General features: G+C 57.0%; 24 protein-coding genes and 2 pseudogenes. 15 read left to right on the forward strand and 11 right to left on the reverse strand.

What is annotated here, in order from left to right; all coding sequences use genetic code 11:
- Positions 1-12: 12 nt before the first annotated feature.
- A complete protein-coding gene (gene cybB / locus IM299_RS01710) occupies positions 13-543 on the reverse strand; it encodes a cytochrome b561 (protein ID WP_032644876.1) in 531 nt (176 codons plus the stop codon).
- A gap of 188 nt (positions 544-731) precedes the next feature.
- Between cybB and gap the strand changes: the two genes are divergently transcribed.
- Positions 732-1,733 (forward strand): type I glyceraldehyde-3-phosphate dehydrogenase, encoded by a 1,002-nt coding sequence (gene gap / locus IM299_RS01715; protein WP_028013079.1) that lies wholly within the window; start codon positions 732-734, stop codon positions 1,731-1,733.
- A 50-nt stretch (positions 1,734-1,783) separates the two neighbouring features.
- Here gap and IM299_RS01720 read toward each other — a convergent pair whose 3' ends face one another.
- On the reverse strand, positions 1,784-2,578 hold the full coding sequence (locus IM299_RS01720) for a YdcF family protein (RefSeq protein ID WP_193356920.1): 795 nt from the start codon (positions 2,576-2,578) through the stop codon (positions 1,784-1,786).
- Between the two features lie 137 nt (positions 2,579-2,715).
- Positions 2,716-2,841 (reverse strand): hypothetical protein, encoded by a 126-nt coding sequence (locus IM299_RS23035; RefSeq protein ID WP_255344340.1) that lies wholly within the window; start codon positions 2,839-2,841, stop codon positions 2,716-2,718.
- Between the two features lie 64 nt (positions 2,842-2,905).
- Here IM299_RS23035 and IM299_RS01725 point away from each other — a divergent pair, with 64 nt between their 5' ends.
- The 5 genes from IM299_RS01725 to IM299_RS01745 all read left to right on the forward strand — a co-directional run bounded on the left by IM299_RS01725 (position 2,906) and on the right by IM299_RS01745 (position 9,260).
- The gene (locus IM299_RS01725) at positions 2,906-4,225 is read left to right on the forward strand and encodes an MFS transporter (RefSeq protein WP_047365486.1); all 1,320 of its coding nucleotides are present in this window, start codon (positions 2,906-2,908) and stop codon (positions 4,223-4,225) included.
- A 157-nt stretch (positions 4,226-4,382) separates the two neighbouring features.
- Positions 4,383-6,035 carry an MFS transporter gene (locus IM299_RS01730; protein ID WP_032644875.1) on the forward strand — a complete coding sequence of 551 codons (1,653 nt, stop codon included), beginning with the start codon at positions 4,383-4,385 and terminating at the stop codon, positions 6,033-6,035.
- Between the two features lie 22 nt (positions 6,036-6,057).
- On the forward strand, positions 6,058-7,137 hold the full coding sequence (locus tag IM299_RS01735) for an HlyD family secretion protein (RefSeq protein WP_193356921.1): 1,080 nt from the start codon (positions 6,058-6,060) through the stop codon (positions 7,135-7,137).
- Positions 7,137-8,516, forward strand: coding sequence for an efflux transporter outer membrane subunit (locus IM299_RS01740; RefSeq protein ID WP_193357056.1), 1,380 nt, complete (start codon positions 7,137-7,139; stop codon positions 8,514-8,516). The genes IM299_RS01735 and IM299_RS01740 overlap by 1 nt, the downstream gene beginning before the upstream one ends.
- A gap of 84 nt (positions 8,517-8,600) precedes the next feature.
- Positions 8,601-9,260, forward strand: coding sequence for an O-methyltransferase (locus IM299_RS01745; protein ID WP_193356922.1), 660 nt, complete (start codon positions 8,601-8,603; stop codon positions 9,258-9,260).
- 71 nt (positions 9,261-9,331) lie between these two features.
- On the opposite strand, the gene hrpA is transcribed toward IM299_RS01745, so the two are convergent.
- Entirely contained in the window at positions 9,332-13,234 is a 3,903-nt protein-coding gene (gene hrpA, locus IM299_RS01750; protein WP_193356923.1) for an ATP-dependent RNA helicase HrpA, read from the reverse strand.
- Between the two features lie 205 nt (positions 13,235-13,439).
- Between hrpA and azoR the strand changes: the two genes are divergently transcribed.
- Entirely contained in the window at positions 13,440-14,045 is a 606-nt protein-coding gene (gene azoR / locus IM299_RS01755; RefSeq protein ID WP_193356924.1) for an FMN-dependent NADH-azoreductase, read from the forward strand.
- Between the two features lie 90 nt (positions 14,046-14,135).
- Positions 14,136-14,822, forward strand: a complete 687-nt coding sequence (locus IM299_RS01760) for an RluA family pseudouridine synthase (RefSeq protein WP_193356925.1) — start codon at positions 14,136-14,138, stop codon at positions 14,820-14,822.
- A gap of 7 nt (positions 14,823-14,829) precedes the next feature.
- Here IM299_RS01760 and IM299_RS01765 read toward each other — a convergent pair whose 3' ends face one another.
- Positions 14,830-15,369 carry a DUF2058 domain-containing protein gene (locus tag IM299_RS01765; RefSeq protein ID WP_023618053.1) on the reverse strand — a complete coding sequence of 180 codons (540 nt, stop codon included), beginning with the start codon at positions 15,367-15,369 and terminating at the stop codon, positions 14,830-14,832.
- Between the two features lie 308 nt (positions 15,370-15,677).
- On the opposite strand from IM299_RS01765, the gene IM299_RS01770 reads away from it, so the two are divergent.
- The 5 genes and pseudogenes from IM299_RS01770 to IM299_RS01790 all read left to right on the forward strand — a co-directional run bounded on the left by IM299_RS01770 (position 15,678) and on the right by IM299_RS01790 (position 19,368).
- Positions 15,678-16,793 (forward strand): DUF6883 domain-containing protein, encoded by a 1,116-nt coding sequence (locus IM299_RS01770; protein WP_193356926.1) that lies wholly within the window; start codon positions 15,678-15,680, stop codon positions 16,791-16,793.
- Between the two features lie 10 nt (positions 16,794-16,803).
- Positions 16,804-17,028 (forward strand): annotated as a pseudogene (locus IM299_RS01775) (DUF4926 domain-containing protein); the annotation flags it as partial.
- An 18-nt stretch (positions 17,029-17,046) separates the two neighbouring features.
- A pseudogene (locus tag IM299_RS01780) lies at positions 17,047-17,145 on the forward strand (type VI secretion system tube protein Hcp); the annotation flags it as partial.
- A 196-nt stretch (positions 17,146-17,341) separates the two neighbouring features.
- Complete coding sequence (locus tag IM299_RS01785; RefSeq protein WP_193356927.1) at positions 17,342-18,316, forward strand: DUF1852 domain-containing protein; 975 nt, start codon at positions 17,342-17,344, stop codon at positions 18,314-18,316.
- A 23-nt stretch (positions 18,317-18,339) separates the two neighbouring features.
- On the forward strand, positions 18,340-19,368 hold the full coding sequence (locus IM299_RS01790) for a methionine synthase (RefSeq protein ID WP_041910105.1): 1,029 nt from the start codon (positions 18,340-18,342) through the stop codon (positions 19,366-19,368).
- 5 nt (positions 19,369-19,373) lie between these two features.
- On the opposite strand, the gene IM299_RS01795 is transcribed toward IM299_RS01790, so the two are convergent.
- Positions 19,374-20,306, reverse strand: coding sequence for a LysR family transcriptional regulator (locus IM299_RS01795; RefSeq protein WP_193356928.1), 933 nt, complete (start codon positions 20,304-20,306; stop codon positions 19,374-19,376).
- 95 nt (positions 20,307-20,401) lie between these two features.
- Between IM299_RS01795 and IM299_RS01800 the strand changes: the two genes are divergently transcribed.
- Both IM299_RS01800 and IM299_RS01805 read left to right on the forward strand, forming a co-directional pair.
- Positions 20,402-20,836, forward strand: a complete 435-nt coding sequence (locus tag IM299_RS01800) for a DMT family transporter (protein ID WP_028013065.1) — start codon at positions 20,402-20,404, stop codon at positions 20,834-20,836.
- A 4-nt stretch (positions 20,837-20,840) separates the two neighbouring features.
- On the forward strand, positions 20,841-21,299 hold the full coding sequence (locus IM299_RS01805; RefSeq protein ID WP_193356929.1) for a DMT family transporter: 459 nt from the start codon (positions 20,841-20,843) through the stop codon (positions 21,297-21,299).
- Here IM299_RS01805 and IM299_RS01810 read toward each other — a convergent pair.
- The 5 genes from IM299_RS01810 to IM299_RS01830 are packed head-to-tail and all read right to left on the reverse strand — an operon-like array spanning position 21,296 to position 24,768.
- Complete coding sequence (locus IM299_RS01810) at positions 21,296-21,829, reverse strand: DUF3833 domain-containing protein (protein ID WP_193356930.1); 534 nt, start codon at positions 21,827-21,829, stop codon at positions 21,296-21,298. The two genes, IM299_RS01805 and IM299_RS01810, sit on opposite strands and share 4 nt — an antisense overlap.
- Positions 21,826-22,350 carry a hypothetical protein gene (locus IM299_RS01815; RefSeq protein WP_028013062.1) on the reverse strand — a complete coding sequence of 175 codons (525 nt, stop codon included), beginning with the start codon at positions 22,348-22,350 and terminating at the stop codon, positions 21,826-21,828. Before IM299_RS01815 ends, IM299_RS01810 begins: the two co-directional genes overlap by 4 nt.
- On the reverse strand, positions 22,347-22,832 hold the full coding sequence (locus IM299_RS01820; protein ID WP_193356931.1) for a DUF2878 domain-containing protein: 486 nt from the start codon (positions 22,830-22,832) through the stop codon (positions 22,347-22,349). Before IM299_RS01820 ends, IM299_RS01815 begins: the two co-directional genes overlap by 4 nt.
- Positions 22,829-24,049, reverse strand: coding sequence for a cyclopropane-fatty-acyl-phospholipid synthase family protein (locus IM299_RS01825; RefSeq protein ID WP_045630380.1), 1,221 nt, complete (start codon positions 24,047-24,049; stop codon positions 22,829-22,831). Before IM299_RS01825 ends, IM299_RS01820 begins: the two co-directional genes overlap by 4 nt.
- Positions 24,046-24,768, reverse strand: coding sequence for a DUF1365 domain-containing protein (locus IM299_RS01830; RefSeq protein WP_048956418.1), 723 nt, complete (start codon positions 24,766-24,768; stop codon positions 24,046-24,048). The genes IM299_RS01825 and IM299_RS01830 overlap by 4 nt, the downstream gene beginning before the upstream one ends.
- Position 24,769 lies beyond the last annotated feature (1 nt).

The following is a 24,769-nucleotide window of genomic DNA, read 5'->3' on the forward strand; positions in this document are numbered from 1 at the left end:
ACGAGTTAAAGACTACTGACGCTTATTCGGCATCATGCGCAAAAGAGTATTATCTTTCCAGAAATAGTGGTGCATCAGCGCCGCAAAGGCGTGCAGACCAATCACGAAATAGCCCAGGTTTGCCAGCGTAACGTGCCACTCCTTCAGCACATCCACCAGGTCAAAATTCCCCTCCGCCGCGTGAGGCATCGCCAGACCAAAGGCGAACCAGTCGTTTCCACGGTTATACATCATTACAATGCCAATCAGCGGCAGCGCAATAAACAGCAGATAGACGATCAGATGCCCAAGGTGGGACATCCCGGTAATCATCGCTTTGGGTTTAGGTTGAATGGGCGGTGCGGGAAACTTCAGGCGGATCAGCAATCTCGCCACCATCAGCACCAGAACCGAGATGCCGCAGGAGACGTGGATCATGTTAATAAGCGGTCGGTCGGAACGCGGGAAAAAGCCCCTGAATTCCATCGCGCAGTAGGCGACGACGATTAACAAAAACACCAGCCAGTGAATCGTGATTTGCAGGCTTGTATATTTAGTGCGCATGGGATTTCCTGAAATAAACAGTCACCGCGCCAACATAATCTCCTTTCCTTAAAAATTCATTAACTTTTCTGTATGGTTTTTCAAATACTTCCCCTCGCATGAAGCATCTTCAATTGCTGCCCTGCCCGTGATGGTCTAAGCCTGGATGAGTTCAAACTGTCGTATTGACACGTTCACAGGAGAACACCATGAGTAAAATTGGCATTAACGGATTTGGACGCATTGGACGCCTTGTGCTGCGCCGCCTTCTTGAAACCCAGGACAGCAATACCGTCGTCGCCATCAACGACCTCACCTCCCCGAAAGTCCTGGCCTACCTGCTCAGGCATGATTCCAACTACGGTGGCTTCCCCTGGAGCGTGGACTTCACCGAGGATGCGCTGATTGTCGACGGTAAAACCATCGCGGTGTACGCCGAAAAAGAGGCAAAGCACATTCCGTGGAAAGCCGCGGGCGTGGATATCGTCGTGGAGTGCACCGGCTTTTATACCTCAGAAGAAAAATCGCGGGCGCACCTGGACGCCGGTGCGAAGAAAGTGCTGATTTCGGCGCCCGCGGGTGAGATGAAGACCATCGTCTATAGCGTGAATGACGATACCATTGACGCCAGTGATACTATTATTTCCGTCGCGTCCTGCACCACCAACTGCCTCGCACCGCTGGCAAAAGCCCTGAACGACGCGTTTGAAATTAAAGTGGGCACCATGACCACCATTCATGCCTATACCGGCACCCAGGCGCTGGTGGATGGCCCGCGCGGGAAAGATTTGCGCGCCTCGCGGGCGGCGGCAGAAAATATTATTCCTCATACCACCGGTGCGGCGAAAGCCATCGGCCTGGTGATCCCCGCGCTCAGCGGCAAACTAAAGGGTCATGCCCAGCGCGTGCCGGTGAAAACCGGATCGGTAACCGAGCTGGTAGCGATTCTGGGTAAAAAGGTGACGGTCGAGGAGATCAACGCCGCGTTGAAAAAGGCGACCCAGGGGAATAAATCGTTCGGGTATACCGATGACGAGATTGTTTCTTCAGATGTGATTGGCTCGCACTATGGTTCGGTGTTTGACGCCACGCAGACGGAGGTGTCAGAAGCGGGAGATCTGCAGCTGGTGAAAGCCGTTGCCTGGTATGACAACGAGTATGGGTTTGTGACGCAGCTGGTGCGGACGCTGGATAAGTTTGCGGCGCTGTGATTCTCCCCACCCAACCCTCTCCCCAAAGGGGCGAGGGGATTGTTCCGTGCCTAAATTATTTTACGTGCGCCCTTCAAGACAGGATCCTGCTGTAGCTGTTTCCACGCGGCAGTCACTGCCTCCGGAAAGGCAACGTGGGCGATAAAATCCCGCCCGGCCGGGCCATAGCCGTTGACGTCATCATACAGGCGCGGCAGTTCCCCCATAACCAGTGAAAGATAACGGTCAACGGGCCACAGCCCGGCGTTGCCCCCACTAAACTCTACGCCCTCAGTGCCGTTTTGCAGCGCTGGCGTAAACCCGGGATGGCTGATCCACTGCGGTGATGCGGGTTCATCGCGGCACACGCGGGCAAACGTCGCCATCGTGCGGCGCTGCATCGTTGGGTCCTGCACCACCAGCACGCGCCCGCTTGTCCGCTGACGCTCTTTCAGCATGTTCCAGCTAAAGCGCGCGTTTTCACCGCAGTTGGTGGAGCGATCTTCAACCCACAGGCGCGCCTCGGGGATCTGCCAGAACGCCCGCGCAATGTCGGCAAGAATGTTTGCTTCTGCCCGTCCCGCGACCGGTAGAGTGTGATAACGCGGGTGATTGCGGATCGCTTCATATAAAAACGGGGTCGAATGGCCGATGCCACCGCTGATCAGAAGCGGCACGTCTTTCTGAGAGGCAATACTGCAGGCTGCGTCAATGGTTGGGATCACCGCGTTGCCAGCCAGAATCACCGCATCAATCTCCGGGGCCTGACGCGTCATGCTCAGGTCGTCCTGCGCCAGCCATGCGCCGACAGTATTGATGGCCGCCAGTGCGGCATTCGCCAGAAGGGGAAAATGGGGCTGAACCATGGTGAACTCCTCACGTTGTTGAAGCAGCTAATTTACCATTTTTCTGAAATAACCAGAAACATCCAAAAATCATCGGGTTGCACCTGCCTATTGTGCTTTTAATTTCCAGCCCTACAAAACATTGTATTGTACAGGCGTCATGAAAAAGCAGCCAACGCTGCTAATTTAACCGTGATCTGACCAGTTTCAGCCCGCCAGTGCTTGCTAAATGCAACATCCAACCCTAAGTTGCTTAACAATTTCACAACCTTTTTCATCTTCACGGGTTGCACCTGAAGCGCGCCAGGTGACACCTCATATATCAGCAACGTGGCGGGGTTTCAGGTCATGACAGAACATGAAAGTACGACGACGGTATTACGAAAAAATAAGAAGGTGTTAATCGCCAGCCTTACCGGGAGCGCCATTGAATGGTTTGACTATTTCCTCTACGGTACGGCGGCCGCGCTGGTCTTTAATAAGATCTTTTTTCCGATGGTCGATCCGGTGATCGGACTCATTCTCTCGTATCTCTCTTTCTCATTAACCTTTTTTATACGTCCCATTGGCGGGGTACTTTTCGCACACATCGGTGACCGCATTGGCCGTAAAAAAACCCTCGTGCTGACCCTCTCTTTGATGGGAGGTGCAACCGTTATGATTGGCCTGTTGCCCACGTATGAAATGATTGGTATGTGGGCTCCGGCGCTGCTGATCCTGATGCGCATCATTCAGGGGATGGGTATCGGCGGTGAATGGGGCGGTGCGCTGTTGCTGGCCTATGAGTACGCGCCTGAAAAACGCAAAGGGTTCTTCGGCAGCATTCCGCAGGCGGGCGTCACCATCGGCATGCTGATGGCGACCTTTATCGTGTCGCTGATGACGATGTTCAGCGAAGAGGATTTTCTCTCCTGGGGCTGGCGTATCCCGTTCCTGCTGAGCTCTGTTCTGGTGTTGCTCGGCCTGTGGATCCGAAAAGATATTGATGAAACGCCTGATTTTCAGAAAGTGAAAGCGTCCGGTCAGGTGGCTAAGGCTCCCCTGCGCGATACGCTGAAACATCACTGGCGTGAAGTGCTGATTGCCGCCGGCCTCAAAGTCGTGGAAACCGCGCCGTTTTATATTTTCTCTACGTTTGTGGTGAGCTATGCCACCAGCACGCTAACCTATCAAAAATCGCAGGCGCTGGAGGCCGTGACGCTGGGGGCCCTGGTGGCCACGATAATGATTCCGTTAATGGGGCTGCTCTCGGATAAAATTGGCCGTCAGCGTATGTATGCCACGAGCGTCTTTATCCTGGGTTTGTTTATCGTGCCATGGTTTATGCTGCTGAATACCGGTACCACGTGGGGGATTGTGCTCGCGACGGTGATCGCCTTTGGTGTGCTGTGGGCACCGGTCACGGCGGTACTCGGCACGCTGTGCTCTGAAATTTTTAGCGCAAACGTGCGTTACACCGGCATTACGCTCGGTTATCAACTGGGTGCCGCGCTGGCTGGCGGTACCGCCCCGCTGATTGCGACCGGCCTGCTGGCAAAATATGACGGCGACTGGGTTCCGGTGGCCTGGTATCTTGCCGTCACGGTAGCCATCTCCTTAATCGCGATTTTCTGCGCCAGCCGCGTTAAGCGTGCCACTCTCGTCGAGGCGCAGCCCGAACGTCTCTGACCTTTCCCGGCCCGTCCTGCGGGCCGCTCTTTTTCCTTAAATTTCTCTCGTACATTTGATTAACATGCGCAAATCATATTCACTTGAATTATCATTTGCGGCAGACGTAGAATCGCTAGCCCGCTAATTATTCAATCATTTCTAAGGTAATGACGTTATGCGCCTGCCCGAACGCGACCCTTATGCTCCTCGCGAGTGGCAGCCCCATGAGAAACCCGCCCTGCTGGGTTCGCCTTCCACCCCCGAGCACAGTACGCCAAAACGCGTCGCCTATGGCGTCGTTGGGCTGCTGGTTTGCCTGACGGGGGCACTGGGCAATGCGGTGGTCACCGCCAACCTGCAAAACCTGCAGGGGACCTTCGGGGCCTGGTCGACCGAAATCGCCTGGCTGCCCGCAGTCTATGTGATGACCAACATCTCCATTAACCTGCTGCTGGTCAAATTTCGTCAACAGTACGGCCTGCGCGCCTTTACGGAAGGTTTTCTGGTGCTGTACGTGCTGGTCACCTTTTTCCACCTGTTCGTTAACGACCTCAGCTCCGCGCTGATGGTACGCGCCGCGCACGGGATGGTGGCCGCCGCGCTCAGCTCGCTGGGAATTTACTACCAAATCCAGGCCTGGCCTGCGAAGCATCGCCTGAAGGCGCTTACCATCGGGATCACCGGATCGTCGCTCGCTATTCCGCTGGCGCGTCTGTTTTCCACTGAGCTTCTCCAGCTGGACGAGTGGCGCGGGCTCTATTTCTTTGAGCTGGGGCTGGCGCTAATCTCCCTGGCCTGCGTAATCGCCTTAAAACTGCCGCCGGGTGACCGACGCAAGGTCTTCGAGAAGAAAGACTTTGTCACCTTCTTTTTACTGGCTCCCGGAATGGCCCTGCTCTGCGCCGTGCTCTCTTTAGGCCGTCTTGACTGGTGGTTTGAGGCGCCGTGGATCGGCTGGTCGCTGGCGCTATCGCTGGTGCTGATTGTTTCCGCCATCGTGTTTGAACATAACCGCGCCAACCCGCTGCTGAACACCCGCTGGCTGTCGAGCGGCAGCATCGTTCGCCTGGGGCTGATCATGCTGCTCATCCGCATCGTGCTGGCGGAGCAAAATACCGGCGTCATCGGCTGGCTGCAGTACGTGGGGTTACAGAATGAGCAGATGACCCATCTGGCGTGGTCTATTTTCGCCGGGATCGTCTGCGGGATCGTCACCAGCTGCCTCACCATTAAGCCTACAAAGCTGGCGTGGCCGATTATCACCTCTTTGGCGCTGATGATTGTTGCCTCGCTGCTGGACAGCCAGTCCAATAACCTGACCCGCCCGGATCAGCTGATGGTCAGCCAGTTCCTGCTGGGCTTCGGCAGCGCCTTCTTCCTGGCGCCCGCCATGCTGGCCGCCATTGGCGGGGTAATTGCCGACCCGCGTAACCTGGTCAGCTTTTCGGTCATGTTTGGCATGAGCCAGAACCTCGGCGGCCTGCTGGGATCGGCGATTCTCGGCACCTTCCAGACCTGGCGCGAGAAATACCACTCCAGCCTGCTGGCGGATCAGCTCACCACGCTTAACCCGCTGGTCAACGAGCGGATTCAGCTTTATACCCAGATGTATAAAAGCCTGATTGGCGACAGTACGCTGCTGGGAACGCAGGCCATTACCCAGCTACAGACGGTGACCAGCCTTGAGGCAAATATTCTGGCCTACAACGATACTTATCTGCTGACGGCAAGCATCGCTGCCGCCACGCTGGTCTGGATTTTATGGCGCTTGCTGCGCCTGCGCATTACTGCCCGTATGGCGCTGAAGAACGCCACCGGCAACAAATAATTGTAATATTTCTGGAGAGTTTATGAGTCAGCAGGATGCCGCCAAAGAGCAGGCCAACACCCGCAAAAATGTGCGCATTGTTTCCGTTTTCACCGCCGCTGCCATCGGTATTGTCGGCGTGCTGGTCATTCTTTACGCCTGGCAGCTGCCGCCGTTTACCCGCCACGCGCAGTTTACCGACAACGCCTACGTGCGCGGCCAGACGACGTTCATCAGCCCCCAGGTTAACGGCTATATCACCGAGGTGAAGGTTCAGGACTTTGTGCAGGTCAAAAAAGGCGATCTGCTGTTGCAGATCGATGACCGCATCTATCGCCAGCGCGTCCATCAGGCCGAGGCGCAGCTGGCGATGAAAATAGCCGCCCTGAATAACAACCTGCAGCAGCGGAAAAGCGCCGAAGCGGCCATTGCCAAAAATGAAGCCGCGCTGAAAAATGCCCGCGCCCAGAGCCTGAAAACCCAGGCGGATTTAAAGCGCGTGAAGGATCTGACGGCGGATGGGTCGCTTTCCATTCGCGAGCGCGATGCCGCGCTGGCCAGTGCGGCTCAGGGCAGCGCGGATATCGACCAGGCGAAAGCCACGCTTGAGATGTCGCGTCAGGATCTGCAGACGGTGATTGTGAACCGCGGTGCGCTGGAAGCGGATGTTGAAAACGCCAAAGCGGCGCTGGAGCTGGCGCAGATTGACCTGCAAAATACCCGCATTATCGCACCGCGCGACGGCCAGCTCGGCCAGATTGCCGTGCGTCTCGGCGCGTACGTGACCGCCGGAACGCACCTCACTACGCTGGTACCGCCGCAGCACTGGGTAATCGCCAACATCAAAGAGACCCAGCTGGCAGAGCTGCGCGTCGGTCAGCCGGTGAAGTTTACCGTCGATGCCTTAAACAACAAAGCGTATCAGGGCCGCGTAGAGAGCATCTCGCCGGCGACCGGGGTTGAATTTAGCGCCATCACGCCGGACAACGCCACCGGCAACTTTGTTAAAATCGCCCAGCGTATTCCGGTGCGCATTGAGGTGCTCGGTAAGCGTGAAGAGTCTGCGCTGCTGCGTCCGGGTATGTCGGTCCAGGTGACGATCGATACGCGGGAGGCGAAGTGATGATCCTTCGCCCGATAGCCGCGCTGGTGGGGGCGCTCATGCTGGCCGGATGCCAGTCCGTTGACGTCAAGCCGGCGCAGCCGACCCTGCAAATTCCGGCTCAATGGCGCGCCGTCTCAGGGCCAGCCAGCCCGACGGAACAGCTCTGGTGGCGCAATTTTCATGACAACAACCTCAACCGCTATGTGGACCAGGCGCTAAAAAATAACAGCGATGTGCTGATTGCCCGCGAGCGGATAAACGAATATCAGGCGCGGGTCTTTGCCGCCGACGGCAGCCTGTTTCCTTCGCTCGACGCGGGCGTAACCGGGACGCGCGCCCGTTCTCAATCCGCCGCCACTGGGCTTCCGGTTTACAGCACGCTGTACAGAGGCAGCCTGACGGCGAGCTATGACGTTGATATCTGGGGCGTCAACCGCAGCACCTCGCGCGCTGCCGAAGCCTCGCTGGCGGCGCAAAAAGCCGCCGCCGCCGCCGCGGATTTGACCGTCGCCTCGTCTGTGGCATCCGGGTATGTCACCCTGCTCTCGCTTGACGAGCAACTGCGGGTGACCGAGTCCACGCTGAAATCGCGCGAAGAGGCGTTTAAGCTTGCCAAACGCCAGCTTGAGACGGGCTACAGTTCGCGCCTGGAGCTGATGCAGTCGGATTCCGAGCTTCGCTCAACGCGAGCGCAGGTGCCCGTGCTGCGGCATCAGATTGCGCAGCAGGAGAATGCCCTGAGCCTGCTGCTGGGAAGCAATCCCGGTGCGGTAGCGCGTAGCGAAAGCTTTGCGGCGCTGACGCCGCTCACGCTGCCGTCACAGCTGCCCTCCACGCTCCTGAATCGTCGGCCAGATATCGTGCAGGCCGAGCGACAGCTGGTTGCGGCTGATGCCTCGCTTGCCGCGTCACGCGCCAGCCTGCTGCCGTCGATCAACCTGACCGCAACCGGATCGATCCAGGATCGCACCCTTTCCGGCCTGCTGGACAACCCGCTCCAGCTCTGGAGCGCAGGCGGCAGCATTCTCGCCCCGCTGCTGAACCGCCAGGCGCTGAACGCGCAGGTGGATATTTCCCAGTCCCAGCGTAACCAGGCGCTGTATGCGTATGAAAAAACCGTGCGTAACGCGTTTGCCGAAGTGAACAACAGCCTTGATGCCATTACGCGCTATCAGGAACAGCTGACGGAGCTGCTTGCCCAGCAGGATGTGGCCCGGGAGACGCTGCGCATTGCGCAGAACCGCTATCGCAACGGTTATTCATCCTATCTTGACGTGCTGGACGCGCAGCGCACGCTGTACTCGGTCCAGACCAACGTGGTGCAGGTCAAAAATAACCTGCTGCTGGCGCAGATTGATTTGTATAAAGCGCTGGGCGGCGGCTGGGTCAATGTCTGAAGGCGTTTAACGGGCCTGGATTTCGTCACGTAGGCCGGGTAAGGCGCAGCCGCCACCCGGCGATTCCCCCTCAGGAGACAATCTATGCAACAAAAGTGGTCTGCAGTTGATAATTTCATGATTTCGTCACTTATTCCTGACGATGACGTACTGAGCCAGGTTCTGGAAAACAACAAGCGCGCCGGGCTACCCGAACACGATGTCGCCGCCAATCAGGGGCAGCTGCTGGCACTGTTCGTGCGCATGACGCAGGCAAGACGCATTCTTGAGATCGGGACGCTGGGTGCCTACAGCTCAATCTGGATGGCGCGCGCTCTCCCCCCGGACGGTAAGCTGATTACGCTCGAGGCGGACCCAACGCATGCTGATGTTGCCCGCCAGAATATTCGCCTCGCGGGGCTGAACGATCGTATTGAATTAATAGAAGGCCCGGCGCTGAACTCGCTGGAGAATTTCGGTGACGTTCCGCCGTTCGACCTGATCTTTATTGATGCCGATAAGCCAAACAATCCCGGCTATCTGGAGTGGGCGCTTCACTATTCCCGTCCCGGCACGGTGATTATCGGCGATAACGTGGTCCGCGACGGCGAGGTCATTAACGGGCAAAGCGACGACGCGCGCGTGCTGGGCGTACGGCGTTTTATCGAGATGACGGGGGTTAACCCGCGCTTAACCGCCACCGCGCTGCAAACGGTGGGGGTTAAGGGATGGGATGGGTTTACGCTGGCGATTGTGAATGGGTGAAAAAATGTGCGGGCTGATGCCCTCACCCCGACCCTCTCCCACAGGGAAAGGGAGAAAACCGGGCAAGGACGTTAAGCGGAAATCTGCTCCATCGCCTGCAATATACGCTTATCCGAAATCGGATACGGCGTACCGAGCTGCTGGGCAAAGAAGCTGACGCGCAGCTCCTCGATCATCCAGCGGATCTCCTGCACATCTTCATCGTCGCGGCGCGCCGGCGGCAGCTTGTTTAACCACTGCTGCCACGACTGCTGCACGCTTTCGACCTTCAGCATCTGCGCGCGATCGCGGTGCGGATCGATCGCCATTTTCTCCAGACGTTTTTCAATCGCCTGCAGATAGCGCAGCGTATCGCCCAGACGCTTAAAGCCGTTGCCGGTGACAAAGCCGCGGTACACCAGCCCCGCCATCTGCGCCTTCACGTCCGACAGTCCCAGCGCCATGGTCATATCCACGCGCCCCTTCAGGCGCTTGTTGATATTGAACACGGCGGTGAGGATCTGCTCGACCTGTTTGGCAATCTCCACCACGGTGTCGTTCAGCTCGGCGCGCACCTTGTCATGCAGCTTCGCAAAACCTTCTTCCGTCCAGACCGGGCCGCCCGCCTCGTGGATCAGCTTGTCCACGCCGCAGGAGATGCAGTCGTCAATCAGATCCAGCACCTTGCCGTACGGGTTAAAGTAGAGCCCCAGCTTGGCTTTGTTCGGCAGCTTCTCGTGCAGATACTTGATCGGCGACGGGATGTTGAGCAGCAGCAGGCGGCGCAGCCCGCGCCACATCATCTGCTGCTGTTCCTGCGGGTTATCAAAGAGCTTAATCGCCACGCTGTCACGTTCGTCCACCAGCGCCGGCCAGGCTTTGACCTTATAGTTGCCGCGCTTCTGCTCGTAGCTTTCCGGAAGCTGGCCAAAGCTCCAGATATGCAGCCCGCTCTGCTCGATGCCGTCGTCCGCCACCGCAGAAAGCGTCTCCTGAACTTTGCCTTTCAGCGCCTCTTTCAGCTCGCTGAGGGAACGCCCTTCCAGCAGCTTTTTGTTTTTATCATCCACCACGCGGAAGCTGATTTTCAGGTGATCGGGCACCTGATCCCAGTTCCAGTCTTCGCGGTCGATGGTGGTACCGGTCATGCGGCGGAACTCACGCTCCAGCGCGTCCAGCAGCGGCAGTTCCAGCGGCGTGACGCGGCCCAGAAACGCTTCCGCATAGTTTGGCGCTGGCACAAAATTGCGCCGCACCGGTTTCGGCAGGGATTTGATCAGCGCAATCACCAGCTCGCGGCGCAGGCCGGGGATCTGCCACTCAAACCCGCTCTCGTCGACCTGGTTTAACAGCGGCAGCGGAATGTGGACGGTTACGCCGTCCGCGTCGGTGCCCGGTTCAAACTGGTAGGTCAGACGCAGCTTGAGGTTGCCCTGATGCCAGAAGTTCGGGTAGTCGAGCTTGCTGACCGACTCCGCCCCCTCTTTAATCAGCATGCTCTTTTCGAAGTTGAGCAGGTCCGGCGTCGCTTTGCTGGCCTTCTTCCACCAGCTGTCAAAGTGGCGGGCGGAGATAACATCATGGCTGATGCGCTGGTCGTAAAACTCAAACAGCGCCTCATCGTCCACCAGAATGTCGCGGCGTCGGGACTTGTGCTCAAGCTCTTCCACCTCGGCGCGCAGCTTCAGGTTTTCACGGAAGAACGCGTGGCGCGTCTGCCAGTCCCCCTCCACCAGCGCGTGGCGGATAAACAGCTCGCGGCTGAGCGCCGGATCGATCTGGCTGTAGTTGACCTTACGCGCGGCGACCACCGGCAGGCCGTAAACGGTCACTTTTTCGGTCGCCATCACCGCGCCCTGCGCGCGCTCCCAGTGCGGCTCGCTGTACGAGCGTTTCAGCAGGTGCTGCGCCACCGGCTCAACCCATTCCGGGTCGATGCGCGCGGCAATGCGCCCCCACAGGCGGCTGGTTTCCACCAGCTCCGCGACCATGGTCCACTTCGGCGGCTTCTTGAACAAGCCGGAACCCGGGAAGATGGAGAAACGCGCGTTACGCGCGCCGGTATATTCCTGCTTATCCGCATCCTTCATCCCGATATGGGACAGCAGGCCGGTCAGCAGCGCGATATGAATTTCGCGGTACTCCGCCGGTTCACTGTTCACCGGAATGCCCAGCTCTTTCACCACCTGGCGCAGCTGGGTGTAGATATCCTGCCATTCACGCACGCGCAGATAATTAAGGAAATCCACGCGGCACTGGCGGCGGAACTGGTTCGAGGAGAGCGCTTTCTGCTGCTCGCCGAGGTAGTTCCACAGGTTCACAAAGGCGAGGAAATCGGACTCTTTGTCGTGGAAGCGGCGGTGCTTTTCGTCCGACGCCTGCTGTTTGTCCATCGGACGCTCGCGCGGGTCCTGAATGGAGAGCGCCGAGGTGATGATCATCGCCTCGCGCACGCAACCGTGCTTTTGCGCTTCCAGCACCATGCGCGCCAGGCGCGGGTCGACCGGCAGCTGGCTGAGTTGGCGGCCCAGCGGCGTCAGCTTATAGATGCTCGCCTGCTCGTCGGTGGTAATCGCCCCGAGTTCTTCCAGCAGACGCACGCCGTCCTGAATGTTGCGCTTGTCCGGCGCTTCCACAAACGGAAACGCCGCGATGTCGCCCAGCCCCAGCGCGGTCATCTGCAGGATAACGGACGCCAGGTTGGTGCGCAGAATTTCCGGGTCGGTAAACTCCGGGCGCGACAGGAAATCGTCTTCGGAATAAAGACGAATACAGATCCCTTCCGACACGCGGCCGCAGCGGCCCTTACGCTGGTTAGCGGAAGCCTGGGAGACCGGCTCAATCGGCAGGCGCTGAACCTTGGTGCGGTAGCTGTAGCGGCTGATGCGCGCCGTGCCCGGGTCGATAACGTATTTAATCCCCGGTACGGTCAGCGAGGTCTCCGCCACGTTGGTCGCCAGCACGATGCGGCGTCCGCTGTGTGGCTGGAAGACGCGGTTCTGTTCGCTGTTGGACAGGCGCGCGTACAGCGGCAGGATCTCGGTGTGGCGCAGGTCGCGCTTGCTGAGCGCATCGGCGGTATCGCGAATTTCGCGCTCGCCGCTCATGAAGATCAGAATGTCTCCCGCGCTCTCGTTGCCCAGCTCGTCAACGGCGTCGAAGATGGCCTGCAGCTGGTCGCGCTCGGTATCGTCCGCCTCTTCCACAATCGGGCGATAGCGCACTTCCACCGGATAGGTGCGGCCCGACACTTCAATAATCGGCGCATTGTTGAAGTGTTTTGAGAAGCGCTCCGGGTCGATGGTCGCGGAGGTAATGATGATTTTCAGATCAGGGCGACGCGGCAGCAGCTCTTTCAGGTAGCCGAGCAGGAAGTCGATGTTCAGGCTGCGCTCGTGCGCTTCATCGATGATGATGGTGTCGTACTGCATCAGCAGGCGGTCCTGCTGTATTTCTGCCAGCAGAATACCGTCCGTCATCAGCTTGACCATGGTGTTGTCGCTGACGTGGTCGCTGAATCGTACCTTGTAGCCGATGCAGCCGCCCGGCTCCGTCTGCAGCTCTTCGGCAATACGGTTCGCCACGGTGCGCGCCGCCAGACGACGCGGCTGGGTGTGGCCAATCAGCCCCTTCACCCCGCGCCCCAGCTCCATGCAGATTTTCGGCAGCTGGGTGGTTTTGCCTGAACCGGTTTCCCCCGCGACAATCACCACCTGGTGGTCGCGGACGGCCTCAAGGATGTCCTGTTTCTTCTGGCTGACGGGCAGGTTTTCCGGGTAGGTGATCGCCGGTCGCGCGGCTTCGCGCAGCACAACCTTCCCTGCCGCCTGTTCAATCTCTTTGGCCATCTCCTGGTAAATGGCCTGTTGAGCATCAGGATTTTTAACCTTCTTCACGCCGTGCAGACGGCGGGCGAAGCGCTGTTTATCGCGCAGCGTCAGAGAATCGAGCTGTTGCAGGAGCATCGGGAAGGTCAATTTTTGTTGTTCTGTCATAGCGTTAAAGGGCAGTACACGCCCTGATAAACTCTCTTTTTAATGATTGCTATAGAGTACCACACTGACGCCTTTAGTGCCTTATTCAAAAAATTCGAACATAGGCTTCGATATATTGCGCTATCTCTGTGGCAGGATTGTGAATAGAGTGTCAACAAGCAACGGGGCAACCCCCTTCAATCAAATGCAACAACAGGAATCACCCATGAGCAAAGTATTAGTTTTGAAATCCAGTATTCTGGCAGGGTACTCTCAGTCTGGTCAGCTGTCTGATTACTTCGTTGAACAGTGGCGTGAACAGCATTCTGCTGACGAAATCACCGTGCGTGACCTGGCTGCAAACCCAATTCCTGTGCTCGATGGCGAGCTGGTTGGCGCGCTGCGCCCAAGCGATGCGCCACTGAGCCCGCGTCAGCAGGAAGCGCTGGCCCTGTCCGACGAACTGATTGCTGAGCTGCAGGCACATGACGTCATCGTCATCAACGCCCCAATGTACAACTTCAACATCCCAACCCAGCTGAAGAACTACTTCGACCTGGTGGCGCGTGCTGGCGTAACCTTCCGTTACACCGAGAATGGTCCTGAAGGTCTGGTAAAAGGCAAACGCGCTATCGTGCTGACCAGCCGCGGCGGTCTTCACAAAGATACCCCAACCGACCTGGTTGCGCCGTACCTGAGCCTTTTCCTGGGCTTCATCGGTATCACTGACGTGAACTTCGTGTTCGCGGAAGGTATCGCTTACGGTCCGGAAGTGGCGACCAAAGCACAGACCGACGCGAAAGCCGCCATCGACAGCCTGGTTGCAGCGTAAGACTTCTCCCTCTCACCGCCCGGTGGGAGGGTTTTTCTTTTCCCCCGCATTTCGTTATCATCCGCTCCCACTCTCCAGCCGGGCGGCCTGATGTCTGCGATCATTGATTCTTTTATTGCCCCACCGTGTCACGATGACATTCAGATCCTCTGGCAGGATGAACATCTGCTGCTGATTAATAAGCCTTCTGGCCTGCTCAGCCTCTCGGGCAAAAACCCGCAAAACCTCGATTCTGTCCATTATCGTCTGGTGCAGACGTTCCCCGGCTGCACGCTGGTACACCGTCTGGATTTTGGCACGTCCGGGCTGATGGTGGTTGCGCGCAATAAGGCCATCAACGCGGCGCTGTGCCAGCAGTTCAGCCAGCGCAGCGTGGAGAAAGGCTACAGCGCCCTGCTTTGCGGCCACGTGGAAAATGATGAAGGGGTTATTGATGCGCCGATTGCCAAAGACCCGGCGCTGTTTCCACTGATGTCGATCTGCGCCATCACCGGTAAACCCGCCCGCTCTCGTTATCAGGTCGTGGAACGGTTTTATCAGGGGGCGGGACTGCCGCTAACACGCGTGAAACTGATCCCGGAGACCGGGCGAACCCATCAGCTGCGTATTCACTGCCAGCAGCTGGGACACCCGATTCTGGGCTGCGATCTGTATGGCGGTCTTGACGCGCCGGGGGTAGAAAACGCGCCCCGGCTGATGCTGCATGCCAGCGAGCTGAATTTTATTCATCCCGTGAGCGGAGAGCCGGTTAACGCCCGTCACGCCGCCCCGTTCTGAATGCGGTTTACCACATCAAATCATCAGGGATTTTGAAGTCCGCGTACGGATCGTCTTCGTCCTGCTCTTCCTGGCTGAGCGCGCTGTTTAAGACGATGCTGTCGGCATCGCGCTGGGCAATTTTATCGGCCACTACTGCCGGAATGATCGCGTAGTCGCAGTCACCGTTAGCATTGAGCACCAGGCGCGCAATCGCCAGACGGCCGTTGATCAGCTGGGTCTGCGTTTGCTTATCGACTTCGATCTTTTTAATCAGCGTACCGTCGGTGAAGTTAAAGGTGATGTTGCCTTTCGCCACGGTGATACGGTTCATCTCAATCAGCTGCTTCACCTGCGCCTTAAACTCTTTCGCCAGCACGGCCTGCTTCTGCTGCTCGCTCAGCAGCCTGTCACGCTCGATCTGCGCCTTCTTGTTCTCTTCTACCGCTTCCCGAGCCTCACGTGCCTGAACGCGTGATTTCTTTGCCGTGCGCTGCACTTTCGCGGCTTTCTTGCTGCTGACCAGGCCCGCTTTCAGCATCTGCTCTTGTAAGGTGAGTTTTGTCATGATCGTTTCTAAACCGGTTGGAAATTTTGGGGATTATAGCGGGAATTGAGGATGGTGTACCAGAGAAGCAGATATGCCGTTTAGCTGCCTGAATCTGGTTCATTATTGATTCAACATAGACTCACGCTAACGCCTAAAAAAATGGTTAAAAATTGCCTGGTTATTTTCTTAAAAAAAATGAGCAGTTCATAAATATGATGTGGGTTGAATATCTGTGTTCGCTTCAGGCGTAGGCTGCTTTTTCTTATTAAAGAATGAAAAAATATGCCCTTGAAAGAAACAATGTTGCTTAACGATAAGGATTCGGCATGTTCCGACTCTACCGGTCACATGATTTAACACGGCAATTAAGCCCTGGAGATTTTCAATACATTCTCACGCCGGCAGGTTCGCTGAAAGAGGCATGTATACATTATGATCTGTCTTATGAAGCTAACGGTCAAAGCCTCTCTTTTGGTCTCCCCAAAAAAATATACAGCGTGTTCCCATATAAAAGGCCGTATGAGCGAAAAGGTCGCGGCTACGCAGATCCGATTTATGATGAGGTTGAGCACGAGCTGCAAATTGGCTGGCTTGTTGGTGTAGATACCTCCAGGCGCTGGAGCAGCGACCGGAATCCATTTTACATCGACGACAACGGCGATCTGATGTTTACTCCTACAGCCTCATCCTGGCATGCATGGTATAAGGACTCAATCATGAGTGCCTACCGGCACGTTATTGCCGATCGGCAAGGCAGGAAGCCTGCCCCCACTCAACGGATACATTATGATTATTACGGACCAACAACAGCACGATCGGGGAAAACGCTGAACAGTAAAACCGTTGGCCGCCTGCTGGCCGCTGGCGGTGTATATAACGGCAACATTGAAGGGTTTCATGAAACCGCGCAGCAGCTTGGCGGGGATGCTCCAGCGGGTTACGATCAAGTGATGAATAACAAAGGGTTAATTATTACGGGTGCCTCTGTTGCAGCAGGATTAACAATGGGCAGGTTGAATCCTCTAAGCGAGATAGATGAAATATCGGGTCTCAGTAAAATACCAACGTTTGAAAGCCCTTATGTAAAAGGTTTCACATCTGAAAGCGGTACGTTAGTGAACGCTGAACACGCCATTATCGATCCGAAAAAGCTCGCAACCTATGCTTTAGATTCAACACATCCTACAGGTGGGCACAAAGCCAGGGTGTTTGAGTCAGCGCTGGGATATAACCCAACTAATGCAGATGTTTTAGCAGCAAAAATTCAGGAAGGCGTATTATCGGTCCCAGCAAAAGTGTTGCAGGCCAACAATTACGGTCAAACAATGGCTGTCGATATGCCCATTTTAGGCGTCAACGGTGAAACAGCGATCGTGCGTACAGGCTGGATGTATGAAACTGACGCGCTAGTTCCTCGCCTGACAACCCTATTCGTTAAATGAGAAAACAAAAATGAAGAGAGCCGAATTAGACGTTGTGGTTTTAGACGAGGATATACCGGATGAAGGACTGGTAAAAGGGGCTGTTGGTACGATTGTTATGGTTTTCGATACTCCGACACTGGGCTATCTTGTCGAATTTTGCGACGAGGAAGGAAGAACAATAGCAATGCCTGCTTTGCTACCCGCTCAGCTAAAGAGTTATTTCATTCCTGGCACCCTCAAAACACGGTTGGTTCGCCCTGAATAAAGTGTGATTGAAAGCGTAAGCCTGCAGTATGAAAAAATTAGCTGGCGCATCGTCGATGGGAACATCATGCACAGCGACGCCTGGAACGAACGTCTTACAGCATAGCCCAAAGGGGCCCGATGCCCCTTACTCTTTCACTTCCCTGCCTGAAGCAATCTGAAGTTTCCACTCAGCGTCTCCCTGTTCATGAACTTCCCTCATGTTGCATTGAAATTAAGTCACTTCCCCTGCGCCACAGGCTCAGGCATAAATTATGCATTAGTAACTTCTTAGCAACATGAACTTAGGATGCATAACCACAATGAGCAAAGCTTTCACATATACCCTTAAGCGCAGTTGCTTCGATGAGAATTACAACCCGTCAGAAAATACGCGTACAACCACCAACTTTGCCAACCTGGCGCGTGGGGAAAAACGTCAGGAAAACCTGCGCAATACGCTGGTGATGATCAACAACCGCTTCAATGCCCTGGCGCGCTGGGATAACCCGACCGCCGATCGCTACGCGGTTGAGCTTGAAATCATCTCTGTCGATTTGAACATTGGCGCGGAAAAGCCGTTCCCGGCCATCGAGATTTTGCAGACGTATATTGTCGACAAGAAAAATAACCAGCGTATCGCAGGCATTGTCGGGAATAACTTCTCCTCTTACGTGCGGGATTATGATTTCAGCGTCCTGCTGCTGGAGCACAACAAGAACCAGCAGCACTTCAGTATTCCGGAAAAGTTTGGCGAACTGCACGGCAATATTTTCCGCCATTTTGTGAACTCGCCGGAATACAAAGAGAACTTCAGAAAGGGCCCGGTGATCTGCCTGAGCGTCTCGAGCAAAGACACCTATCGCCGCACCGGTAACCAGCACCCTGTTCTGGGCATTGAGTACGCGCCGGATGGCGAATCGTTAACGGAACTGTACTTCGCCAAAATGGGCCTGAAGGTCCGCTACTTCATGCCTGAGAACAGCGTGGCGCCTTTCGCGTTCTTCTTTACCGGAGACTTGCTGAGCGATTACACCGATCTGGAACTGATCGGCACCATCAGCACGATGGAGACGTTCCAGAAAATCTATCGCCCGGAAATTTATAACGCGAACTCGGCGGCGGGACTGTTTTATCGCCCGGACCTGAACCAGCAGGATCATTCATTAACCAAAATTATTTATGACCGCGAAGAGCGAAGCCGGCTGGCGATTGAACAGGGTCGATTTACCGAAGAATATTTCATTAAGCCTTATAAACATATTCTCGAGCAGTGGTCTGATAACTACACGCTTTAATTCATCAAAAAAGGTCTTTTATTATGAAAACATTGCTCCCGACGTCTACGGCTGGCAGCCTGCCTAAGCCGACCTGGCTTGCGCAACCTGAAACGCTCTGGTCTCCGTGGAAACTGCAGGATCAGGAATTACTGGCGGGTAAACAGGATGCACTGCGCCTGTCTCTTGACGAGCAGATCCGAGCGGGAATCGATATTGTCAGCGACGGGGAACAGACCCGTCAGCACTTCGTCACCACCTTTATTGAACACCTGAGCGGCGTCGATTTTGAAAATCGCCAGACCGTGCGCATTCGTAACCGCTACGACGCCAGCGTGCCGACCGTGGTTTCTGCCGTTGCGCGTCAGAAGCCGGTATTCGTGGACGATGCAAAGTACCTGCGCCAACTCACGGACAAGCCGATCAAATGGGCCCTGCCAGGGCCAATGACCATGATCGACACCCTTTACGACGCGCATTATAAAAGCCGCGAAAAGCTGGCCTGGGAATTCGCCAAAATCCTCAACCAGGAAGCGCGCGAATTAGAAGCCGCGGGCGTGGATATTATCCAGTTCGACGAGCCGGCGTTTAACGTCTTTTTTGATGAGGTCAACGACTGGGGTATCGCCGCGCTCGAGCGCGCCATTGAGGGTCTGAAATGCGAAACCGCAGTGCACATCTGCTACGGCTACGGCATCAAGGCCAATACCGACTGGAAAAAGACGCTCGGCTCAGAATGGCGCCAGTATGAAGAGGCCTTCCCTAAGCTGCAAACCTCTAACATCGACATCATCTCCCTGGAGTGCCACAACTCCCGCGTACCGATGGATCTGCTGGAGCTGATTCGCGGTAAAAAGGTGATGGTTGGGGCGATTGACGTGGCAACCAATACCGTCGAAACGCCAGAAGAGGTCGCCGACACCCTGCGTAAAGCGCTGCAGTTCGTCGACGCCGACAAGCTTTACCCCTCAACCAACTGCGGCATGGCTCCCCTCTCCCGTCAGGTGGCTAACGGCAAGCTGAAAGCGCTTAGCGCTGGCGCAGAAATTATCCGCAAGGAGCTCGGCGCGTAATCGCCTTACGTTTGCCAGTACGGCGGCGAGCCGAAAAACGCCACGTAATAATCAATCACCGCCCTGACGTTCAGGGGCGGATGACGTGCGTGAGGATAGATCGCCGCAATATTCAGCGGCTCCGTATTGATAGCGCACGCCATTTCCGGCATAAGAGCGACCAGCTCCCCCCGCTGCAGCCTGTCGCCAATCAGCCAGTCCGGAAACAGGACGATCCCCATTCCACCCAGCGCGGCAATGAGCAGCGACTCCGCATTATTGGACGTCATCAGCGGCGCGACGGGATAGTGCACCCAATTCTCCCCCTTGCGTCGCACAAGCCAGCGATTAGGGCCAGACGAACCGCGATACACCAGGCATTTATGCTGGCTCAGCTCGGCCGGGTCGGCCGGTACGCCGTGTTGACGCATATACGCGGGCGACGCGGCAAGATGGTAGCGCTGCTGCCCGAAGATGCGGGCGTGGAACGTCGAGTCCGTCAGCGTGCCGATGCGAAAAATGAGGTCGGCGGCATCCCGGTGCGGGTCGATAAAGTCATCGGTCAGCGTCAGCTCTATGGTTAACCGTGGATAACGCTCGGCCAGGCCTGCCAGGCCGGGTGCAACGTGCCTCTGTCCAAAAAATACCGGCCCGTTAATGCGTACCGTGCCGGAGGGTTCGGTCGAACGTTCATCCAGCTCCCGACGCGCCTCTTCGAAGTTATCGACCATCGCCCGGGCATAGCGGATAAAAAGATGCCCGTTTTCCGTGGGGATCACCGCCCGGGTATTGCGATAGAACAGCTGCTGGCCGAGCGCGTCTTCAAGCTGATGAATAATCCGCGACACCTGCGAGGCAGAAATGCCCTGCCGTCGCGCAACGACGGAAAAGTTCTGCGTTTCATAGACGGCAATAAACAGCAGCAGTGAGCGAAGGTTCATGCTTCCGGCATCTGACATTAATGCATTTCCTGCAAAGGTGTTTCCTGCATTATGGCATTTTTCTCACATGTCTACCGACGTAATCTTCTTCGCCTGATAATGGAGGAAGCATAATGCAGTTTGTATTGATTTTACTGGTGATTGCCGGCGGGATGGGCCTCTCCGTCGAGGCGGGTTTGCTGGGGCCGTTAGGGGGAGAAGTGGGCGATTTATGGGCCACGTTCAGCATTTTCGGGGTCGGCGCCGCGCTGACCTTTCTGCTGATGCTGTTTTTCAGCCCGCGCAACGGTCCGTCGTTTTTCGCACAGCCCGGCTGGCAGCTGCTTGGCGGCGTGCTGGGTCCTGTTTACGTTGTCATTCTGACTATCGCCACCCCCGCTATCGGCATCGCTCTGACGATGATCGGCATTCTGGCAGGTCAGGTTTTTAAAAGCCTGATCATTGACCACTTTGGCCTGCTGGGTACGCCGCACAGGAAGATAAACGCAAGACGCATCGTGGCGCTGGTTTTTATTATTGCCGCACTGGTACTGGTCGCAAAGGGGTAAACACATGACACTGATGATGATAATTCTGGCCATCTGCGGCGGGGCGACGCTGAGCATACAGGCCGCAATTAACGGACAGCTCGGCAGCAGCGTGGGCGTTTTCAAGAGCGCGTTTCTGACGTTTTCCGTCGGCGCGCTGGTGACCGCCCTGCTCATTTTCTTCTTTGAGCCTAAGCAGACGGTCACGCTGCTGGACGTGCCGAAATGGCAGCTCCTCGGGGCGATGTTCGGCGTGCCCTACATTGTGATCATGGTGCTCGCCGTGCAGCGCATCGGCACCGCCGTCGCCACGGTGGCGGTGATATTCGGCCAGCTCGCCATGAGCATGCTGATAGATAACTTTGGCTGGTTGAACAATCCCGCTATTCCGTTTTCACCGAGCCGTCTGGGCGCGGTGGTGTGCCTGGGGATTGCCCTGTACTTCATTTACTCCAGCAGCAAAAACGGCGATGTTCGCGACTAAGCTTCCGTATTCCGGGTAAAGAACAGCGTCACCGTGGCGACGGTGACGCCAAATTTCTTCATCTCGGTTTTATTGAACAGATGCGTCTCATCCTGCAGGTACATCCAGTCATCAAAGTTCAGCAGCCACGTTTTGCCGTTGGCCTTCACGTTTATGCTGTAATGCCAGTTAAAGGCGTTGCCTGCGGCCTGTCCCGTGGCAACCCCTTCAATATCCCCTGCCGTTCCCTCGTAGCGATCGTTCCCCACGCGGCGAATGTGCCAGACTCGCTGCTGCTTCTCGCCGTCGTCGTAAACGAAGTGCTCGTTGAGCGTAAGCGTATCGCCGATAACGTCTCCGGCAATTTCAACGTGAAAGCGGCGGATCTGCTTGCCGCTGCGATCCTGCACCATGCCCCACGCTTCGGTTTTGCCCTGAAAGTAGTGGAAGATATCAAGCCGCGGCTGCTGCTGACGATACTCGGACACCTCCGTACTGCAGCCGGCCAGCAGCATCGTGAATGCCAGCGCCAGCGTCAGGATTCGTTTCATTTTTTGCCTCCGATTAGCTGCTGACGCAGCTCAGGATATTGCGTGCGGGGATCGAGCCAGATGGCCAGAAAGCGGGTGCTGAACGCCTCTGACTGGCGCGGACCGAGCGGAATAAAAGATTTTTGCGCCGACGACGCGCGGTACCAGAACTGCCCCTGCTTATCGTTGAGAACAAACGCCAGCTGTGAACCCGGTCTGACATCCGGCCACAGGGACTGGAGCATCCTTAGCCAGGCTTCACTTTGCGGTTCCTGCGTCAGGATCCCCTGCGCCTGCCACTGGTCGCGGGTCGCCTCAACCAGTTCATCGCGATCTATGTCGCGCGCGTAGGTAATAATCAGCGCCTGATCCTGATCGTCCCGGCTGTAACGGCCATCCGGCGTGCGAAGCTGAGAGGTATAGACCGTGAACGGCCCCCAGGTCAGCGTGGCGTCGCCCACCTTGCGCCAGGCCAGCCAGTCGGCGGCCTGAGCACCAGGAACAACCAGCATGAGGCAAAACAGCAGAACCGCAGCCCTCATTTTTGTCTCCCCATTAGCAGGTGGAAAAACAGCATCAGCACCAGCCAGCCCGGCGCCATCCAGCTGACGACGATAAAGGTCGGCTCCAGAAACGTGATGGCACCCAACCGCTCGCCAATCAGGTAGGCCACCGGGCCTCCCACGGCCGCCAGCAGGGTCAGCAGCCAGCCGGGTAACGTGGTGGTACGCGCAAGCTGCGTCCAGACCACGGCGAACATCAGCCACAATGCCACCATCCAGAGCGGCATCAGGGAGTCACCCGTGAAGGCAATCAGCCCCGTCAGCGCCCAGAGCGCATCCAGCAGGCTGCCCGCCGAGGCCAGCCCAATGGCGTAAAGACGGTATGCTGTCGGCAAGAGCAGGCACGCCAGGATCGCCAGCCCGAGCCAGATAATCAGGCCCTGTTCGCGAAACAGCACTACCAGCGCCCAGTAGAGATCGAACGCGACGGCCAGCAGAAAGACCTGAAGGTAGCGTCTCATACGCGCTCGGCGGTCAGCTGCACCACGCTGATGGTGCGGGCGTTAAACCCGGCTTCGCAGTAGCCGAAGTAGTACAGCCACATGCGGCGGAACCGTTCATCAAAGCCAAGCTTTTCAATCTCCGGCCAGGCGTGGACAAAGCGCTGCCGCCAGTGGGCCAGCGTGCGGGCGTAGTCCGGCCCCATGTCGAAGAGATTGCGCACCACGAAATCGGTGTGGCGCGTCATCAGCTCGTTCATCGCCGTAATGCTCGGCAGGAAGCCGCCGGGGAAAATGTAGCGCTGGATAAAATCGACGCTTTTGCTGTAGTCGCGGTAGCGCTGGTCCTGAATGGTGATGGCCTGAATCGCCATCCGTCCACCGGGGCGCAGCCGCGCCTGACAGGTACGAAAGAACGTGGGCAGATAGCGTTGCCCGACGGCTTCAATCATCTCTATCGAGACCAGCTTGTCGTACTGCCCGGTAAGGTCGCGATAGTCGCAGAGCAGTACCTCAACCCGATCCTGCAGCCCGGCGCGGGCAATGCGCTCGGTCGCCCAGATATATTGCTCCTGCGACAGCGTGGTGGTGGTCACCCGACAGCCGTAGTGACGGGCGGCGTATTCCGCCATCGCCCCCCAGCCGGTGCCAATTTCCAGCAGGTGATCATCCGGGTTTAGCGCCAGCTGGTCGCACAGGCGCGCCATTTTGGCCTGCTGAGCCGCCGTCAGATCCTGCTCGTCCGCGGTAAACAGCGCGCTGGAGTAAAGCAGTTCCTTATCCAGAAAATGGGCATAGAAAGCGTTGCCCAGATCGTAATGGGCGGCAATATTTTCGCGGGCCTGGGCACGAGAGTTGCGCCGCGTCCAGTGGCGCAGCCGCTCCAGCGGTCGGCCAAGCAGCCGGAACCCGTTCTCCAGACGACCAAGCACCTCGCCGTTGAGGGCCAGGATTTGCAGAAGCGGCGTAAGCTGCGCGGTCTCCCATTCGCCGTCCATCCAGGCTTCTGCGGCGGCAAGGCTACCGCCCGTTAAGACGCGCCAGTAGACGCCGGGCGTGAGGATCTGCACGTCGGCGTGCAGCGCGGAGGATGTCTCGCCAAAATGGAAGGTCTGCGCCCCTTCACGCAGGGTAAGTGAGCCGCCGCGAATGCCGCTTAACAGACGAAACAGCAGCCATCGCGCGATGCGGACGTTGCGCGGGATATCGGGTTCTAGCGCAAAGACGGGATCGGTCATGAGCGTTCACTCCTGCTGACGGGATGGTTATACAGCGGCACGCGCTTGAGCCATAGCCTCAGCGCCTGCCAGTAAATGGCGAAAACGGTTTTCAGAGTCATCAGCGGGATGCGCAGCAGCAGCGCGCGCAGCGCCGGGCGGGTCAGAGGCTCCCGGCGCAGGGCCAGCGTGGCGTCAAAGACCTTCGCTTCCTGATGATTTTCAATGTGCATATGCAACGTGTTGTCCGGGTTGTTGAAGCGCCAGTGGTAGACCATGTCCATCGGGTTGAAGGGGGAAACGTGAAACGCTTTTTCCGTGGGCCGGGCATTTTGCCCGTCGACCGCGTAATAATGGCGCTCGTTCCACGGCGTGTTGCGCACCTCCGCCAACACCCAGCGAAGCGTGTTTTCCTGGTCATAGCAGTAGTAAAAATTGACCGGATTGAAATGAAACCCGAAGTAGCGCAGCTGCGTCAGAAGCATGATCCGCCCTGCGGGACGTTCCCCGGTCAGGCTCTCCAGCCTGTTCAGCACGTTCTCTTTAAGCGGCGTGCCGAGCGGATAGTCCGCGTCATGGAACGCGGCGGCGGCAAAGCGGTTGCGCCGCACGCCGACGGACGCCAGCAGCGGCAGTTCATCAAGATCCAACCAGGCCATAAAAACGCCGTAGCTGAATTCATGCGTTTTCGGCTGAAGGCGGCGGTGGCGCAATACGCCGTGATAGAGGCAGCTGTTCATG

Source organism: Enterobacter cloacae complex sp. P47BA, from assembly GCF_014930485.1.
In the GTDB taxonomy this organism is placed as follows: domain Bacteria; phylum Pseudomonadota; class Gammaproteobacteria; order Enterobacterales; family Enterobacteriaceae; genus Enterobacter; species Enterobacter bugandensis.